We start from the raw sequence: 17,771 nt of genomic DNA on the forward strand, positions 1-17,771 counted from the left end.
TCAGACAATTCCAGGTTCTAAGGTGCTCCCCAGCTCGTGTAGCATCCGCGCCTATGAAGTTTCCAAATAGAGTTACCAGCGGCTTGATTCTGCTGTTCACAAGTTGCGGCGCCTTGGCACAAAGCGAACTGGACGTGCGGGTCAAGCCTTCAAACGACGCGCTGAAGGCCAATATCGAAGGTTATATCGGCGGGGTTGGCGAGCGTGATGAAGAGGCCTTGCTGCGCTTTAGCCGTGGCGCCGAGGAGCAGGCGCGCAAGGCCGCCCAGGCACTGGGCTTTTATCAGCCGCAGATTGCCAGTGAGGTAAAGGCCGGCAAGAACCCGCGCCTGATCCTCAGCATCGACCCCGGCGAGCCCGTGCATTTGCGCAATGTCACGATCCGGGTCGACGGCCCGGCGGCGGAGCTTAAATCCTTCCGTGTACCCGACAGCCAGGACCTCAAGTCCGGCGCCATCCTCAACCATGGTCATTACGAAGACGCCAAGCGCCTGATCCAGAACCAGGCCTCGCGCTTCGGCTATTTCAGTGGCCGTTTCACGAGTCAGAAGCTTTCCGTCGACCCCCAGGCGGGCGTGGCCGATATCGAGCTGGTCTACGACAGCGGCCCGCGCTACACCCTCGGCAAAGTCAACTTTGCCGGCGATACCCCGTTTGATGAAGAACTGTTGCAGCGCATGGTGCCGTTCAAGAGTGGCACCCCCTACGATTCCGAACTGATTGCCGAATTGAACCAGGCCCTGCAAGCCAGCGGCTTTTTTGAAGGCATCCGGGTGGATGCCGCCCCGGCTGCGGCGGCCAATGATGTGATCCCGGTGGCGGTCCAGCTGGAGACCCGCAAGCCCCGGACCATGGGCCTGGGCCTGGGGTTTTCCACCGACGTCGGCCCGCGTGGCAAGGCTAACTGGACGCGACACTGGGTCAACCCCCAGGGCCACAGCTATGGCTGGGAGGCCGAGTTGTCGGCGCCCCGGCAGAACGTCGGCCTGTGGTACGACATTCCCCTCGACCCGCCGCTGACCGACAAGCTGCGTTTTGCCGGGGGCTACCAGAACGAAGAACTGGCCAACACCGACACCCTCAGCAAGCTGCTCACCCTCGGCCCGGAATGGCACAGCAAGTTGCCCAGCGGCTGGACACGGGTGATCTCGCTCAAATGGCAGCGCGAAGAATATCGCCTGGGGGATGACTCCGGCTTGAGTAATTTGCTGATGCCCGGTCTCAGTTATTCCTACCTGCGCAGCGACAACCGCATCGACCCCCATAACGGCTATCGCCTGCAGTTCGATACCAAGGTGGCCAAGGAGGGGGTGGGCTCGGACACCAACCTGCTGTACGGCACCGCGATGATCAAGGGCTTGACCACCGTGTGGGACAAGCACCGTTTCCTTGGCCGCGCGCAGTTTGGCGGCAGCGCCACCAATGGCTACAAGTCGGTGCCGCCGTCCCTGCGCTTCTTTGCCGGTGGCGACCAGAGCGTGCGTGGCTACGAGTACCAGACCCTGTCCCCGGAAAACAACAAGGGTGACCGCATCGGTGGCCGCTACATGGTGGCCCTGAGCGCCGAGTATCAATATTCCATCGCCGAAAAATGGCGGATTGCGACCTTTGTCGACCAGGGCAACTCTTTTAACTCCCTGGAATTGCCGAGCCTGAAAACCGGGGTCGGTGTTGGCGTGCGCTGGGTGTCGCCGGTCGGCCCGATCCGCCTTGACCTGGCCCATGCCCTGGAAGACCCGGGCGGCATTCGTTTGCACTTTTCCATGGGGCCTGAGCTGTGAAGCGTGGTTTGAAAATAGCGGGTTTGAGTGGGGTGGCGCTCGTCGCCTTGGTGCTGCTGGCCGTCTGGAGCGTACTGGGTACGCAAGTCGGCAGTCGCTGGGCCCTGGGCCAGGTGCCGGGCTTGAGCGTGGACAACTTCCAGGGCCGTTTGGGCGGGGAGTGGAGCGCCGACCATTTGCTGTGGCAACAAGACAGCAGCCGCGTGGAGCTCAAAGCACCTAAGTTCGACTGGTCGCCGGCGTGCCTGCTGCGCATGACCCTGTGCATCCGGCAACTGGACGTGGAGCAGGTGAGCCTGCAGTTCCCGCCCAGCACCGAGGACAGCAGCGGCCCGATCACCCTGCCGGACTTGAACCTGCCCGTGGCCATCGAACTGGGCGACGTGCGCGTCGCCAGCCTGCTGTTCAACGGCAGCGAAGAGCTCCAGGGCCTGCAACTGGCCGCGCACTGGACCGCTAAGGGCATGAAGATCGACGCGGTACATCTGCAACGCGACGGCCTGGTGCTGGACCTCAACGGCGTGCTGCAACCCACGGGCGATTGGCCGCTGACGGCGAGCGGCAGCCTGAGCCTGCCCTATGCCCCGGGTGGCGCGCCGTGGACGATGGCGCTGAATGTTACCGGTGACTTGCTCAAGACCCTCAAGCTCGACGCCGACAGCAGCGGCTACCTGCCCGCCAAACTCAGTGGCGAGCTGCAACCTTTGCTCGAGAACCTGCCGGCGCAACTGCGTATCACCGCCGATGGCTTCAAGCCTGCCGCCGACTTGCCGGATACCTTGCAACTCAATCAACTGGACCTGACGGCCAAGGGTGACCTGGGCAAGGGTTATCAGTTGCTGGGCAAAGCCGTTTTACCGGCGGAAAAAGGCCCGGTTGACCTGCTGCTGCAAGGCCGGGTCGATGCCAAGGGCGCGCAGCTCGCCGGCCTGGACCTGAATGCCGGGGACAAGCAAAGCCTCAAGCTCAGTGCCCAACTGGATTGGCAGCAGGGTTTGAGCGCCGAGGCGAAAATCGACTGGCTGGACTTCCCCTGGCATCGCCTGTATCCGCTGGTTGACGAGCCGCAAGTGGTGTTGCGCACCTTCAATGGTGAGGTTTCCTACAAGGACGGCAACTACTTGGGCAATCTCAAGGCCGACCTCGATGGCCCGGCCGGCAAGTTCAGCCTGGTCACGCCGTTCAGTGGCGACCTCAAGCAAGTGTTCCTGCCCGAGCTGAAATTGACTGCCGGCCAAGGCAAGGCCGAAGGCCACCTGAACCTGCAATTTGCCGAGGGCATCGCCTGGGATACGGCGCTGGACCTGTCGGCATTGAACCCGGCGTACTGGGTCGCAGAATTGCCCGGCACCCTGGCCGGGCCGCTGCGCAGCAAGGGCGAGTTCAAGAACGAGCAACTCAAGCTCAACGCCGACCTCGACCTCAAGGGCCGCTTGCGTGGCCAAACGGCGGTGCTGGCGGCCAAGGCCGAAGGCGCGGGCGAGCAGTGGACCCTGGCCAACCTGGATATCCGCCTGGGCGACAACCGCATCAACGGCAGCGCCAGCCTGCAACAGCGCTTGGCCGGGCAGATCGACATCAAGCTCGCACGCCTGGCCCAGCTGTGGCCGCAGCTGCGTGGGCAGGTCAATGGCCGGCTCGATGTGGCCGGCACGTTGAAGGCGCCCCAGGGCAAGCTCGACCTCAAGGGCCAGCAACTGGTGTTTGAAGACAATCGCCTGCAAGCCCTGAGCCTGGACGCAACGCTGGACAACGCCCAACGCGCGAAGATCGACCTCAAGGGCACAGGCATCCAGGCCGGAGACACCCAGCTCGGCACCCTGACCGCCAGCGCCCAGGGCAATATCAAAAGCCAGAACCTCCAACTGGACCTGATGGGCCCCCTGGTCAAGCTGGCCCTGGCCCTGGACGGCAATCTCGACAAGGGTAACTGGCGCGGGCGCCTGGCCAGTGGCGATGTGCAGGCCGGTGGCCAGGACTGGAAACTGCAAGCCCCGGCAAAAATCGAGCGCATGGCCGACGGCAAGCTGACGTTCGCCGCCCATTGCTGGGTCTCCGGGCCCGCCAGCCTGTGTGGCGAAGACCAGCGGCTGATGCCCGATCCCAAGTTGCGTTACCACCTCAAGCAGTTCCCCATCGACAGCCTGGCGCAATGGCTGCCCAAGGATTTTGCCTGGCAGGGCAAGCTCAACGCCGATATCCAGCTCGACCTGCCGGCCAGCGGCCCTAAAGGCCTGATCGCGGTGGATGCCAGTGGCGGCACGCTGCGGGTCAAGGACAAGGACCAGTGGCTGGATTTCCCCTACGACGCCCTCAAGCTGGAAACCACGCTCAACCCCACGCGCATCGATACCCAGCTGAATTTCCGTGGCGGCAAGCTCGGCGAGTTGCTGTTGCAGGCGCAAATCAACCCGTTGGCGAAAAACAAGCCGATCTCCGGCAATTTCAGCCTCACCGGCCTGGACCTGGCGGTCGCGCGGCCGTTTGTGCCGATGGTGGAAAAACTCAATGGCAAGCTCAATGGCAACGGGCGGATCTCCGGCGGGTTGTTGGCGCCGCAGGTCAACGGCAGCATCAACCTGATCGCCGGCGAGATTTCCGGGCCTGAACTGCCCATCAGCCTTGAAGGCCTGAACGTGCAGGCCCTGATCGCCGGCGAAAGCGTGCAGCTCAACGGCGGCTGGCGCAGTGGCAAGGCCGGGCAGGGCAGCCTCAAGGGGCAGATCGACTGGGGCCGGGCCTTGGTCGTGGACCTCAGTCTGCAAGGCTCGCAACTGCCGGTCACGGTCGAACCCTACGCCGAACTGGAAGTGGCGCCTGACCTGAAGATCACGCTCAAAGACGACAAGTTGGCGATTGCTGGCAATGTGCACATCCCGCGCGGTGATATCACCGTGCGCGAACTGCCGCCGTCGACGGTCAAGGTTTCGGACGACACGGTGATCGTCGGCAGCCAGACCGAAGAGGGCAAGCCGCCAATGGCCATGGCCATGGATATCAACGTGGTGGTGGGCGAGGAGCAGCTCAACTTTGCCGGCTTCGGCCTGACCGCCAAGGTCCAGGGCCGAGTGCATATCGGCGACAACCTGGACACCCGTGGCGAGCTGTGGCTCAACGACGGGCGCTACCGCGCCTACGGCCAGAGGCTGGATGTGCGCCGTGCGCGCCTGCTGTTCGCCGGGCCACTGGACCAGCCGTACCTGGATATCGAAGCCATCCGCAAGACCGACGACGTGATCGCCGGTATCCGCTTGAGCGGCAGTGCCGAGCAGCCGACCACGCAGATCTTCTCGGAACCGGCCATGAGCCAGGAGCAGGCGCTGTCTTACCTGGTACTGGGTCGCCCATTGAGCACCACCGGCGAAGACAACAACATGCTGGCGCAAGCGGCGCTGGGCCTGGGGTTGATGGGCAGTGCCGGCGTGACCTCGGACATTGCCAAGAACCTCGGCATCCAGGACTTTGAACTGGACACCCAGGGCAGCGGCACCAGCACGGCGGTGGTGGCCAGCGGCAAGATCACCGAAAAACTCAGCCTGCGCTACGGGGTCGGGGTGTTCGAGCCGGCCAGCACCATCGCCTTGCGTTACCTGCTGAGCAAGCGGGTGTACCTGGAAGTGGCCAGCGGCGTGGCCAGTTCATTGGATATCTTCTACAAACGGGATTTCTGACGGTCAAACGCCAATCAAACAGTGGAGCTGGCTTGTGTAGGAGCGGGCTTGCCCGCGATAGCGGTGGATCAGTGCCCGATGAGTTGGCTGACACACCGCGATCGCGGGTAAGCCCGCTCCCACACAAACCCACCCCCTATTGTTTTGCGTGATCTTATGGCCTAGGGCTGGCACACCAGCGACACCCGCTCGAAGTTCAGCGCCTTGTCACGTTCGCCCAGCACATAGGGCGCCTGGCATTGCTGCCCGTTCCACTTGATGACCAGGTTGCCCGCATCCTGCTCCATCAACGCCAGCGCCTTGCCGCTGGGGTCTGCAATCGCGATCTGCTGGCCCGCCATATCCTCGATGGCCGCGCCAAACGGCATCGGCTGGTGCTGGGCATCGAACAGCGCAAACTGCACCCGGCGCCCGGTCTTGCTGAGGTAGCGCGCCAGTACCACCGCACCACGGCGTGGCACCACTTGCTGGGTGGCGTTATTAATCTCGATATCCGCGCCCAGGTCGCGGGTGTCCAGGCTGATCCAGTTCACCCGATAGGGCTGGGCGTTGGCGACCACTGCAAAACCGTTGCTGGCGGTTCTGGCTCCGTTGTAGCTGCCAATCTTGACCCCAGCCACATCCGGCACCTGGGCCAGGGCAAAGGTCTCGCCCACGGTTTGCCCCAGGTTGATCCCGCCTGCGTGGGCCACGATCGAGCCGGCCAGGTTGAGGTTTTGCGCGTTGTAGCCGCGGCCTTGGCCCAAACCTGTGCTGATGTCCATGATTGACGTGCGGGTGCTGAAGTTGGCCGATCCCGTGCTACCGCCGGTGCTGCTGTTGCCACCTTGCACCGAATAGTAGGTGTCGCTGTTTTCCGACAGATAACCGCTGACCCCCACTTGGGTGCTGTTGCTGTTCTTTTGCGTACTGGCCGAGACAAACGCACGCGGCGCGCGCGGGGCCGAGCCCAGTGGGAACGACAGCGACAGGTTGACCAGGGTGTCATTGTTCGCCGGGCCGTAATTGCCGACATCCTTGGAGTAGGTGGCCGCCAGGTTGTAGCTCAATTGGCCCCAGTAGTTGCTGTAACCCGCCGACACGCTCTGGGAGCCGCCACGCCCCCAATAACGCTGGTCGCTGGCGTTCATATACAGGTTACCGTATTGCTGGTTGCGGCCCAGGCTCTGGTTGATGGTCAGGTCGGTACGGGTTTTCGAGTTGCCGGTGCGCTTGAGTCCCTCGGTGCTGAGTGCTTCAACGTGGTCGGTCAGGGTCCGATAGCCTTCGGTGGAGTAACGGTAGGCGGCCAGGGTGAAGCTGGTGTCGGTGCCGGTGAAGGTCTTGGCATACAACGCCCGCAGGCTATTACCCCGTACTTTTTCGCCCACGGTACGGCTGGATGAGTGCGTCACATCCACCGACACTGCGCCAATCGGGGTATTGCGGCCTGCGCCCAGGGACAGCGCCTGGAAGTTTTCCGTGGCCTGCACCCCGGCGATGCCCGACAGGTTGCTGCTGATGCCGTAGGCCAGGGTGCTGCTGACAAATTGTGGTGACGCCTGGTCGTCGCTGTTGCTGTTGAACTGGCCGGCCGAGACGCTGTATTTCAGTTGGCCCTGGCGAACCATGATCGGCAGGCTGGAAAACGCCTGCAGCGTCACCCGGCGCCGGCCATCGGCCTCGATGATTGTCACTTCCAGGTCTCCGTTGGAACCGCTGGGGTAGATATCGCTGATCTCGAACGGCCCCGGCGGCACGTTGGCGGTGTACAGGATGTAGTTGTTCTGGCGGATCTCCACGGTCGCGCTGGTCTGCGCCACGCCACGGATGATCGGCGCATAGCCGCGCTCACTGTCGGCGCGCATGCCTTCGTCAGAGGCCAGTTTCAGCCCGCGATAGCGCACGCTGTCGAACAGGTCGGCATCGGAGAAAATATCGCCGGCACTGAATTGGCCCTTCAAGGCGGTCACGTCATGTTGCAGGTAACTGCGGTTGCTTGTGAACGTGTTGGGCCGGCCGGTGCTGCTGTTGAAGTTCGATTCGTTGCGCAGCCGCCAGGCGCCCAGGTTGATACCGTTGCGCAGGCCCAGGTTATTGGACAGCGTGGTGGTGTAGGCGGTGTGGTTGCGGTTGCTGCTCAACTGATAGTTGATAAACGCTGCCGAAACGCCGTCGTCCCATAATGCCGGGTCCACATACCCACGGCGGCCACGCTCCATGGCCTGTTGCGGCACACTGACCAGCAGGCGCAGGCGCGCCACGTCGTAGCGCACGCTGGCGTGTTCAATCAGGGCGGGCAGGTCGTAGCACGCTTGTGGGCCAGCGGCGCTGAGCTTGTCAGTGGCTTGCAACTTGGCCATATCAATGCCCAGTTGTTGCAGCATGTCCAGGGTCAGGCAGGGCTCGACCTGGCCGTTGGCGGGGTTGCGGCGAAAGTCGATATCGCGGCGCCCCACCAGGGTTTCGTTGCTGTAGAGGTCAACCCGGTAGTTGCCGGGCAGTACGCTGTTGGCGGCCAGTAGCAGTTGCAGGTCGACGGAGGACGGTGCGCCCTGCAGGAATGAGGTATTGAACTGCTCAACGGATTCCTGCTCGTTGCCTTCGGCCAGGCAGGTTGTGCTGGCGGTGATGACAATAAACAGCGGCGCCCACGGGGTCAGCCGTCCACGGTGGTTCCCGCCAAGATTGAATCTGCTGCGCATAAGTAAAAACATGTAGGAAACCTATATCACCTCCGATACGAACTAACGGAGCGAAGAGAAATACGGGAGCAATACGTCTGCACGTCCGGCAGCTACATTAAGGCGACTCTGTATTCGGGCTGGCTTGGGAGTCGGCAGTGTTGGACAGTTGCACGGTATAACGATCTTGTGCGCCATAATCGTTGATACTGCTAAATAACAACGTGGCGGTATGGGTGTGATCCAGTTGTTTAAGTACGAACTCTTTTTGTTCGCCCGGTGCAATCATCGCGGAGTCGAACGGCTTATCTTTCAGTTGTCCAGACTCAAGCGTTATATCCGCGATCGAAACGTGATAAAGCCCCGGGTTGTGAACGCGCAGCAGCGTTTTACCGGCACGCTCTTGCAGCCGCCAAGACAACGCGGTGGGCGCCAGGTAGGCATCGGACGGGAGCCCGGCAGGGCGGAAGAACACCTTGATGCGCTGGCGGACCGCAAGCTGCAGGGTGTTTGGGGTGGCCGAGGCCTGGGGGATTTCCTGGACATTGAGCCACACCACCGACTCTTTGTCGGTCGGCATGCCCAGGCCTTCGTAGATCACCCGCAGCAACTGCTGCTCCTGGCCACTGACCCGTGCCAATGGCGGGGTTACTGCAAAAGGCACGGGGTTGGCGTCGGTGCTGTTGGTGTCGATCCAGGACTGGATCAGCACGGTGTCGCCGCTATTGCGCACGGTAATACCGGCTTCCTTGTGCTTGCCGTCGAACACCAGGCGGGTGGCGCTCAGGGAAATGCTGGCGTGGGCCTGGCTGATGGCAAACAGGCCAAGCAGGCTGAGGCACAAGGCCCGAGAGGAGAAAGAAAACATAATGATGACCGCTGGTTGGGAAGAAAGGGCGGGGCTTTAAAGCCCCGCGCCAAGGCATGGGTTTCCCGAAGGCTTATTCGTATTGCAGGGTGAACGGCAGGGTGGCATCCGCTTGACCGGCAACGACTTTGTCCAGTGCGGCAGTGGTGACGTAGGCGGCCGAGAACTTCAGGGTCGCGTTGCTATCTTGCAGGTTGCTCTCGATCTTGGCGGTGGCTGGCGAGCTCAGGTCGATGAGGCCGCCATTGGCATCGAGCAGGGCAATACCGACGTTCTTGGCAGCGCCCAGGCCACCGATCACGCTCAAGACTTTAGTGCCGGCTACGAGGCCTGTGCCTTCGCCTCTGGTCGGTTCAAAGATCAGCGATACTTTGGTGCCGGCGTTGCAGTTGATCTTCATATCGAAGTTTTCAGCACTCAACTTGCCGCTGCCGATCGGTGCGGAGGCAGTGCCCATATCTTTGATGGACACTTCACCCATTGCCACTGAAATATTCTTGTTCAGGCCCGCACCTTCAACGGAGCAGGCGTCGTTGTTAATAACGCCGGTGAAGTTAATGGTACCGCTGCCGGCTTTGACAGGGGCAGGAGCCTCCCCAGCGGCATAGGCGGCGCCAGTGGCGGCAAACATCGAAAGAGTCAGAAGTGCGAGGGAAAACTTTTTCATGCTCAATTCCATTATTAGGGTTAAGAGGTTCTATGAAGTGCAGGAGCACGATATAGAGCCGGCCCTAAGAGAGGAATCAGACGATCCTTAGAAGCGCAGTTTTGAGCAGTGCAGCCAGTTTTGTTAGTTGTGTTTTTTGTTAGTTAAAAAGTTTGCGTTCAATACAGTAGGCCAGCAGCGACTGATCGCTGCTGACTTCCAACTTGCGCATGGCCGATATTTTTTGCGTACTGATGGTTTTGGCACTTCGGTTCAGCCCGCGGGCAATTTCATTGACGCTTTGCCCGGCCACAAATAAACGCAGAATCTCATGCTCTTTGGGCGATAACCGGGTAAAGCGCTGATCCAGGTCGGCGCCCGAGTCCATCACCGAGGTGGATTGCGGCCCGGTATGGCGAACCGGGTTGCCCCGGCCGATGGCCTTGAGCACGGTCTGGATCTCCTCGTACATCTGGTTTTTCTGAATCACGGCCAGCACCCCGAGTTCCTGCAGGCGCGTCAGGATCAGGGGGTTGGAGATCATCGTCAGCACCAGCACACGTACCGTCGGGAAGTGCCGCGTCAGGTATTCCACCAGCTTGAGGCCGTCGCCGTAGGGCGAGTCGGCGGGCATATTGAAATCAGTGATCACCAGGTCCACGGCGGTGCTTTCCAGCAGGCTGACCAGGGTGTTCGAGCACAAGGCCTCGCCCACCACGCGAAAGCGTGCATCGCGCTCGATCAGTTCCCGTACCCCGACCAGCACGATGGGATGATCGTCTGCGATAACAACATTGAGGGTTTCCATGGGGGGATTATCCAAAGTGAGAGGATTCAAGGGCGTCGAGCAAGGTCGTCAACCGAGCCAGGTTTTGCCGGACTTCCAGGGCCAGGGCCGGGGTCATGGCCAGGCCGGTCAGGCGGCATTCCAGCTCGACAAAGGCCATGGCCATGTCGCCGGCCTGCGCGGCGCCCAAGGCGCCGGCCATGCTGTGCAGGTGCTGCGCCACGCCGTTGGCATCGTTGCGTTCGAGTGCCGCCAGCGTGGTGTGGACATCCTGGCGCAAGGTGCTGACAAACAGCTCGCGCATTTTCGGCGACAGCTGTGGCGTATCGACCAGGGCGGGCATGGCGACCTTGCAGTGCTTTTCCAGCTGGGCGCGCAAGGTTGCCAGGTTCAGCGGCTTGACCACCCAGGCATTCATACCGGCGTCGGCGCAGCGCTCGCCTTCTTCGCGCAGCGCGTTGGCGGTCACGCCGATAATCGGCAAGGTTGCATCCTGTTGACGCAAAGCCTTGGCCAGTTGGTAGCCGTTCATCACCGGCATATTCACATCGGTCAGCACCAGGTCGAAGCGCCCGGGCAACCACTGCGCCAGCGCCTGTTCGCCGTTGGCGGCCAGCACCACTGCACAGCCCAGGGCCTCCAGCTGTTCCTTGATGATCGCCGAGTTGATCAGGTTGTCTTCGGCCACCAGCACCTGCAAGTTCAGCGGGCGGGCTTTGGCCGGCAGGGCCGGGCGGTTGTCCGCGTCGGCGCCGTACTGTGCCAGGTAGACCGCCCAGGCAATCGCGCGCAGATCGTCAGCATCGACGACCCAATCGGCACCGCACATCTGTGGCGGGTTCGGCCCGCCCGGCAGGGCGATGACCCGTTGGCCGGGCCAGGGCGGGCAGCCGGGCAGGGGCGACAGGTCCACCAGCAGCGCCGTGGAAGGCGGCGTGTCCGCCATGGCGAGGCGGCTGTCCAGGCCCAGGCGCTCGAACCAGCCCAGCAGGTGCTGCGCCTGTTCGAGCACCTGCCCGCGGATATAGACGGCGGGTGTACCGGGGCTGAATGTGGGGCAGTCGGCCAAGGTGCCCGGCAGCGTTTGCAGCTCGACTTGCAAGGTAAAGCTGCTGCCCAGGCCGGGCTCGCTGACCACGTTCAATTGGCCGTGCATCAACTCGCACAACCATTTGCAAATCGCCAGGCCCAGACCGGCCCCGGCCTGGCTGGTGGCATCGTCGGCCTGGTAGAACGGGTCGAACAGTTGCGGTTGCTGGGCTGGGGAAATGCCCACGCCGGAGTCGCTGACCTGCCATTGCAGGCGCACATGGCCGTCTGCGCTGCCCAGCACCCGTACCCGCAGGACCACGCGGCCGTTATCGGTGAACTTGATCGCGTTGCTCAGCAGGTTGTTGAGGATCTGGCGAAGCCGCAACGGGTCGCCGCGCAGCCGGGCCGGCAGTTGTGCATCGATGCAGGCATAGAGCTGCAAGCCTTTGCTGCGGGCGAACGCGCTGTAGGTGCGTACGCTGTCTTCGGTCAGTTCCAGCGGGCAGAAGTCCTGGAGTTCGAGGGTCATCTGCCCGGACTCGATCTTCGACACATCCAGCACATCGCTGATCAGTTGGAACAAGGTGGTCGAGGAGCGCTGGATGGTGTGCAGGTAATCCTGCTGGCGCGGGGCGAGCGGGGTGAGGCCGAGCAGTTCCAGGGTCCCCAGTACGCCATACAGCGGGGTGCGGATTTCATGGCTCATGGTCGCCAGGAAGCGGCTCTTGGCCTGGTTCGCCGAGTCGGCGGCCTGGCGCGCGTCTTCCAGGGCGGCGGCGTCCTCGATATGCCGGGTCACATCATGTGCCGTACACAGCCAGGCATCCTGGCCCTGGTAGCGAGTGGGCACGAAGGCGACATGCAGGTGACGCCCGTCGATCTCAAGGTCGGCCTGGCCCGGTGCGGTCGGCGGTTGCTGTTGCAGCAGGTCGATCAGTTGCCGGGTGTCGTGCCATTGCCGGGCATGCTGGTTTTGCACCAGCCTGTGGTGATCGCTGCGGCGGATGACCCACAGGCCGGTCGGCGCGGTGTCAATGACGGCCCGGCTGAAGGCCTCGCTTTCAGCGATGCTGGCGTGGGCCTGATGGGCCGGCAGCACCACACGGGCCTTGTACCAGCGATTGAAGGCCCGGCTGCAGCCCAGCATCGCCAGCACCAGGGCCACCAGGCCCAGCAATGGCCAGAAGGCGTAGTCCAGGAACCGTTGCAGCGTGATCACGTAGATCGCCGTCCAGTGTTGTGCGCCGGGGCTGACCAGCTTGAACACCAGGCCGTCGCGGGTGACATTGACGCCTTCGTCCAGCACTTGGCCGGGTTGGACGGCCCCGGTCAAGACCGCGCCGGCGGGGCTGATCAAAGTGACCCGATCGTAGATCGACCACTGCAGCAAGCGCTCGATGTTATTGACCTGGGACAGGCTCAACAGCGAGGCCACCACCGCCCAGTTGTTGGCGCCTTCGACGGCCATTGCGGTGGGGGCCAGGTTGATATTGACATAGGCCAGCAGGACAGGGGTTTGCGGGGGGCCGGGAGGCGGCTGGTAAGATTCCCAGTGCACCTGATGAGCCGATTGCGACGGGTTTGGCAGGCGCTGGCGTTCTTTCAAGCGGGTGATGATGTCCACCAGCGTCGTCATCTGCACCTGTTCGCCACCGCGCGTCCGGCCGGTGGCGGGCACGGTCAGGTCGAAGTTATCCGGGCCATTGATCAGGAACACCTGGGGCGAGTGATAGTGCGAGGCCGCCCAGAACGCGCTGTAGTAGGCGGCCAGGTAAGCGCCCAGGGCGAATATTTTGGGGTGTTGGCTGGCGGCAATCTTGTCCGGGTTGATTTTCACGCTATAGGGCAGGGAAAACCGCAACCCCCGGCCCAGGTAGATATTCGGCCCCTCTTCGGGCAACGGCTGTTGCAGATAGGGGGGCAGTATGCCTTTGGGGTTCAACTGTCCCTTGCTGCTTTCCCGGGAGATGGCGCCCAGGAACACTTCCTGCTCGTGGATGTTCTCCATCAGGCGGGCAAAGTGGAACTGCAAGGTATCGCGCTGTTCATCGACCATGCGCTGCACCCCCAGGAAACTGATGCCCAGCAGCAACAGCGCCAGGGCGCCGAGTACCAGTAAGCCTTTATTGCGGCGCAGCGAGCTGCTGGCCAGTTTTTCCAGGAAGGCGTTGGGATGATGCATTACGGCGCCTTTACGGCAGTAGGGGCACAGCTTTTAAACACAATGACCTCGATAGCGAGCGACGTTCGTCAACACCCTGGCGAAGGCCAATAAGCGTTTGCCGGGCCGTCATGGCTCAGCAAGTGCTGGAACTGGTCCGAAGGCACGGCGTGGGAGATCAGGAAGCCTTGGACCTGAGTGCAGTTGATTTTACGCAACAGCGCAAGTTCTTGTGCGGTTTCTACGCCTTCTGCCACGACCGTCAAGCCCAATTGGCGGCCCAGGCTGACGATACTGGTGAGCGCCTGGGCCAATTCCTCATTGGCGTTGCAGCCTTGCACCAGCGCGCGGTCGATTTTCAGCTCGGTGAACGGTGCCGACACCAGGTTCATATAAGAGCTGTAGCCCTTGCCGAAATCATCCTGGGACAGGCCGAACCCCTTGATCCGCAGGCGGCAGGTCCCGGCGTAGAAATTGCTGATGTCGTCGGGCACCGAACACTCCATCAACTCAAAGCAAATCCGCCCGGGCAAGCCTTGGTGTTCGAGGACGAAGGCCAGGATGCGGTCGGGCAGGTCGTGGCTGTTGAGCAGGTGCGTGGGCAGGTTGATCGACACCGGGATGTCATAGCCTTCCTGGCGCCAGACGGCCTGGGCCGCCATCGCCTGTTCCAGCACGCGCCACAGCAGGCGTTCTTCCAGGCCGCAGGCGATCAGCGCCGGCAGGAACAGGCCGGGCAGCAGCGTGCCGTACTCGGGGTGATCCCAGCGCACCAGGGCTTCGGCGGCGACGATGCGGCCATTGCTCAGGGCTTTCTTGGGTTGGAACCAGGCTTGCAACTGGCCGTTATCCAGTGCGGCCAGAATCGCCTGGCGGTCGATACCAGGCTGGGTTTGCGCCGGTGCGGTGTGGCGCAGCAGCTTCAGTTGGTCAGTCAGGCAGCGCAGGGCGGCGGCATTCACCGGCTTGGAAATCAGCCCGAGCACTTTCACCTGCAGGTTGCTCGCCACCAGGCTGGCGCCCATCAGCATGCGCCGCGAGGCGGCGCTCATGATCGCCAGGGCCGGTCGCGAAGGGTGGGCGGCCAGGCCCTGGATAAATTGCACGCCGTCCATGCCCGGCATCAGCAGGTCGGTGAGCACCAGGTCAAAATCCTGTTGTCCCAGGCAGGCCAGTGCCTGCTCTCCGTCGCTCGCGTACGTCAGGTCAAAGTCGCCCAATTGGTTGAACAGGTTCTGCAGGAACAGGTGCTGGAAGGGGTGGTCTTCGACAATCAAAATGCTACAGCGCTTCATGGGGAACTCGTCCGTAGGGAGCCAGGGCATTGAACAGGGCTCGCAGGGTAAAGGGTTTGACCAGGCAGTGATTCATGCCGGCGGCCAGGCAGAGGGTGTCTTCACCGCGCAGGGCATTGGCGGTGGCGCCGATGATCGGGACGGTGCAGCCCCGGCGCCGGAGGGTTTCGGCCAGTTCGTAACCGTTGAGAACCGGCATGTTGACGTCGGTCAGGACGATATCGAATGCGTCGTCGTGCCAGCGTGACAGGGCCTCCTCGCCATTGCTGGCGAGTTCCACGGTGCAGCCCAGTTCTTCAAGCTGGTCGCGCAGGATCAACTGATTGATGACGTTGTCTTCGGCGACCAGGATGTGCAGGTGCAGCGGCGACAAGTCACGCAGCTCAGCCAGCGCCTGGGGCTGCGCCGCCTGGCCACCCTGGGCCTGGTGAACGGCCCGGTGGATCGCATGCAGGTCATTGAGGTTGACCTTCCAGCCATCGGCGCTGGCCAGGACCTGTGGGCCATGCCATTGGGCGGTCAGCGGCTCGGCGATGGCGCCGGGGTGCAGTTCGAGCAACACGCAAGTTGCCGTCGGTTCGGTGCCGGGCGGCAGGCCGACCTGCGCCCGGGCGCCCCAGCGGCGTAACCAGCCGCTGATACTCTCGGCCAGCTCACGGATGGGCGAGACCACATACACGACCTCTGGCGCCAACAGCGGCTGGGCCTGCGGTGCCGTGCTGCTGGCGGACGGCTGTTCCAGCGGCATGATCAGGGAAAAACTGCTGCCCAGGCCAGGCTCGCTGACCATGCGCAGGGTGCCATTCATCAAGTGGGTCAGGCGCAGGCAGATCGCCAGGCCAAGGCCGGTGCCGGCCACTACCTGGTGGTTGCCTTCGGTCTGGTAGAACGGCTCGAAAATAGACGGCTGGTCTTCATGGGCAATGCCTTTGCCGGTGTCCGAGACTTGCCACTGCAGGCACACACGTTCACCGTCGCGGCTCAACGGCTTGACCCGCAGCACCACGCGCCCGGAGTCGGTGAACTTGACCGCGTTGCTCAGCAGGTTGTTGAGGATCTGGCGTACGCGGCTGACATCGCCGATCAGCCACTGCGGCAATTGCGGGTCGAGGCAGGCATACAACAGCAAGCCTTTGCGCTGCGCCGCCGCCGCGTACCCCTGCACCACCTCTTGCACCAGGGTCGGCAAGCAGAACTCACTCAACTCCAGGGCCAGTTGCCCGGCCTCGATCTTCGACACATCCAGCACATCGCAGATCAGTTGCAGCAGGGTGGCCGAAGAGCCTTCGATGGCGTGCAGGTAGTTCTTCTGCTGGGCATCCAGCTGGGTGCGGGCGAGTAATTCCAGGGTGCCCAGGACGCCATACAGCGGCGTGCGGATTTCGTGGCTCATGGTTGCCAGGAACAAGGTCTTGGCTTGGTTGGCGGCATCCGCCGATTGGCGTGCCTGCTCCAGCGCCGCTTCGATTTGCGTGCGCGCGCTGATGTCGCTGAAGGCGCACAGCAACACGTCTTCGCCTTTATAGCGGGTGGGCGCGCTGCTCAGGTACAGGTGGCGGCCATCGGCGGTTTCAAAGTAGTCGCTCAGGCGAGGGACGGTGGGGTGGAACGCGTCGCGAATCCAGCCGGGCCCCAGTTCCTCGGCACAGTGGCCCAGCCAGTGTTGGGCGAGGGTGTTTTTCAGCACCACCTGGCCATCGGTGCGGCGCAGTACGCACAGGGCCACGGGGGCGGTCTGGATCACGTCGCGGCTGAACAGCTCGCTTTCCACCAGGGCCTGGATGCGGTGGAGCGCCGGGGTGATGACGCGCAGCTCCAGGCGCCGGGTCAACAGGCAGACCAGGCTGATGCTCAGCAGGCAGAACAACAGGGCGCCGGCCATTTGCGGCCACAGAGCCTGCAACACCGCCCGCAGGTCGATGGAGTAGGTGAGCTGCCAGTCCGAGGATTTCAATTGTTTGCGCAGCACCAACTGCTCGGGCAACCAGCCCGGGCCGACAAAGCCGAAAAAATCCTGCTGGTGCAGTTGCGGCAGGTGCTGCCCCGGTGGCGGTTTCTGGCTGTTGCTAAACAGCGCCATGCCCTGGGAGTTGAACATGGTGAACTCGCCGGCACTGTGGTCATCCAGGGCGCTGGACACTTCGCGGTCATCCATTTCCAGGCCGAGCCAGCCGGAGTTCACGTCTCGTTCGTCCAGGCGGATAAAAATGTACAACTGCGAGTGCCCGTCGAACGCGTGGGTCAGCCAGAGTTCCTGCAAGGTGTTCTCAAGCCTGAGGGTGTGCAACCGGTCCAGCATGGCCCGGGGGAAGTCGGCGGGCACCGCCGTGGCGTTATACAGGCGCAGCACCTGGCCCTCGGTGCTGACATAGAGCAGGTTGAGCCGCTTGGCTTGCAAATAGTCGCGCATGCGTTGGGTCAGCCAGATGCTCCACTGCTTGCCTGGGGTCTGCCCCAGCAGCAGGCGGATCTCTTCATTCGACACGGGCAGGTTCTGCTTGGTCTTGCGCGTGGCCGACAGGCTCAGGCTCTCCAGCAGGGCTTCACGGGTGGTGAAAAAGGTGTGTGCCTCGGCGATGGCGCTGCTCATATAGCTGCGCCGTTGGGACACTTCATTGTTGAACGTGAACCACAGGAAGCTGTACACGCCACCGAGGATACCCACCAGCAGCACCAACGCAAAAATGCGCAGCAGACGCCGCGCAGCATGGGGTGTGGACAGGACCGGGCTGATCTGATGGAGGTAGTTCTTTAATCTCATCCCGGCACTCTAGGGACAGCCGGGTGTAGGAAAAATCAGACGATCCTTAGTTTGTTACAGGTAGTTCGCGATAAAGGTGACATCGCTATTGGCACTGCCGGCCAGT

At 62.6% G+C, this 17,771-nt stretch carries 9 protein-coding genes; 2 read left to right on the forward strand and 7 right to left on the reverse strand.

Annotation, left to right across the window (positions count from 1 at the left end):
* Nucleotides 1-53: 53 nt before the first annotated feature.
* Nucleotides 54-1,781 carry an autotransporter assembly complex protein TamA gene (locus tag AO268_RS14385; RefSeq protein ID WP_099169043.1) on the forward strand — a complete coding sequence of 576 codons (1,728 nt, stop codon included), beginning with the start codon at nucleotides 54-56 and terminating at the stop codon, nucleotides 1,779-1,781.
* Nucleotides 1,778-5,452, forward strand: a complete 3,675-nt coding sequence (locus AO268_RS14390; protein WP_099169044.1) for a translocation/assembly module TamB domain-containing protein — start codon at nucleotides 1,778-1,780, stop codon at nucleotides 5,450-5,452. The genes AO268_RS14385 and AO268_RS14390 overlap by 4 nt, the downstream gene beginning before the upstream one ends.
* A 161-nt stretch (nucleotides 5,453-5,613) precedes the next feature.
* Here AO268_RS14390 and AO268_RS14395 read toward each other — a convergent pair whose 3' ends face one another.
* The 7 genes from AO268_RS14395 to AO268_RS14425 all read right to left on the reverse strand — a co-directional run bounded on the left by AO268_RS14395 (nucleotide 5,614) and on the right by AO268_RS14425 (nucleotide 17,665).
* Nucleotides 5,614-8,136 carry a fimbria/pilus outer membrane usher protein gene (locus AO268_RS14395; protein ID WP_099169045.1) on the reverse strand — a complete coding sequence of 841 codons (2,523 nt, stop codon included), beginning with the start codon at nucleotides 8,134-8,136 and terminating at the stop codon, nucleotides 5,614-5,616.
* 97 nt (nucleotides 8,137-8,233) lie between these two features.
* The gene (locus AO268_RS14400; RefSeq protein WP_099169046.1) at nucleotides 8,234-8,983 is read right to left on the reverse strand and encodes a fimbrial biogenesis chaperone; all 750 of its coding nucleotides are present in this window, start codon (nucleotides 8,981-8,983) and stop codon (nucleotides 8,234-8,236) included.
* Between the two features lie 73 nt (nucleotides 8,984-9,056).
* Nucleotides 9,057-9,650, reverse strand: a complete 594-nt coding sequence (locus tag AO268_RS14405; protein WP_076964751.1) for a fimbrial protein — start codon at nucleotides 9,648-9,650, stop codon at nucleotides 9,057-9,059.
* Between the two features lie 139 nt (nucleotides 9,651-9,789).
* Entirely contained in the window at nucleotides 9,790-10,437 is a 648-nt protein-coding gene (locus AO268_RS14410; protein WP_076964750.1) for a response regulator, read from the reverse strand.
* A gap of 7 nt (nucleotides 10,438-10,444) precedes the next feature.
* Nucleotides 10,445-13,630: an ATP-binding protein gene (locus tag AO268_RS14415; RefSeq protein ID WP_099169047.1), complete on the reverse strand. Its 3,186-nt coding sequence runs from the start codon at nucleotides 13,628-13,630 to the stop codon at nucleotides 10,445-10,447.
* A gap of 68 nt (nucleotides 13,631-13,698) precedes the next feature.
* The gene (locus tag AO268_RS14420) at nucleotides 13,699-14,904 is read right to left on the reverse strand and encodes an EAL domain-containing response regulator (RefSeq protein WP_076964748.1); all 1,206 of its coding nucleotides are present in this window, start codon (nucleotides 14,902-14,904) and stop codon (nucleotides 13,699-13,701) included.
* Nucleotides 14,891-17,665 carry an ATP-binding protein gene (locus AO268_RS14425; RefSeq protein WP_099169048.1) on the reverse strand — a complete coding sequence of 925 codons (2,775 nt, stop codon included), beginning with the start codon at nucleotides 17,663-17,665 and terminating at the stop codon, nucleotides 14,891-14,893. Before AO268_RS14425 ends, AO268_RS14420 begins: the two co-directional genes overlap by 14 nt.
* Nucleotides 17,666-17,771 lie beyond the last annotated feature (106 nt).

This window comes from Pseudomonas sp. ICMP 8385, assembly GCF_002699915.1.
Classification (GTDB): domain Bacteria; phylum Pseudomonadota; class Gammaproteobacteria; order Pseudomonadales; family Pseudomonadaceae; genus Aquipseudomonas; species Aquipseudomonas gessardii.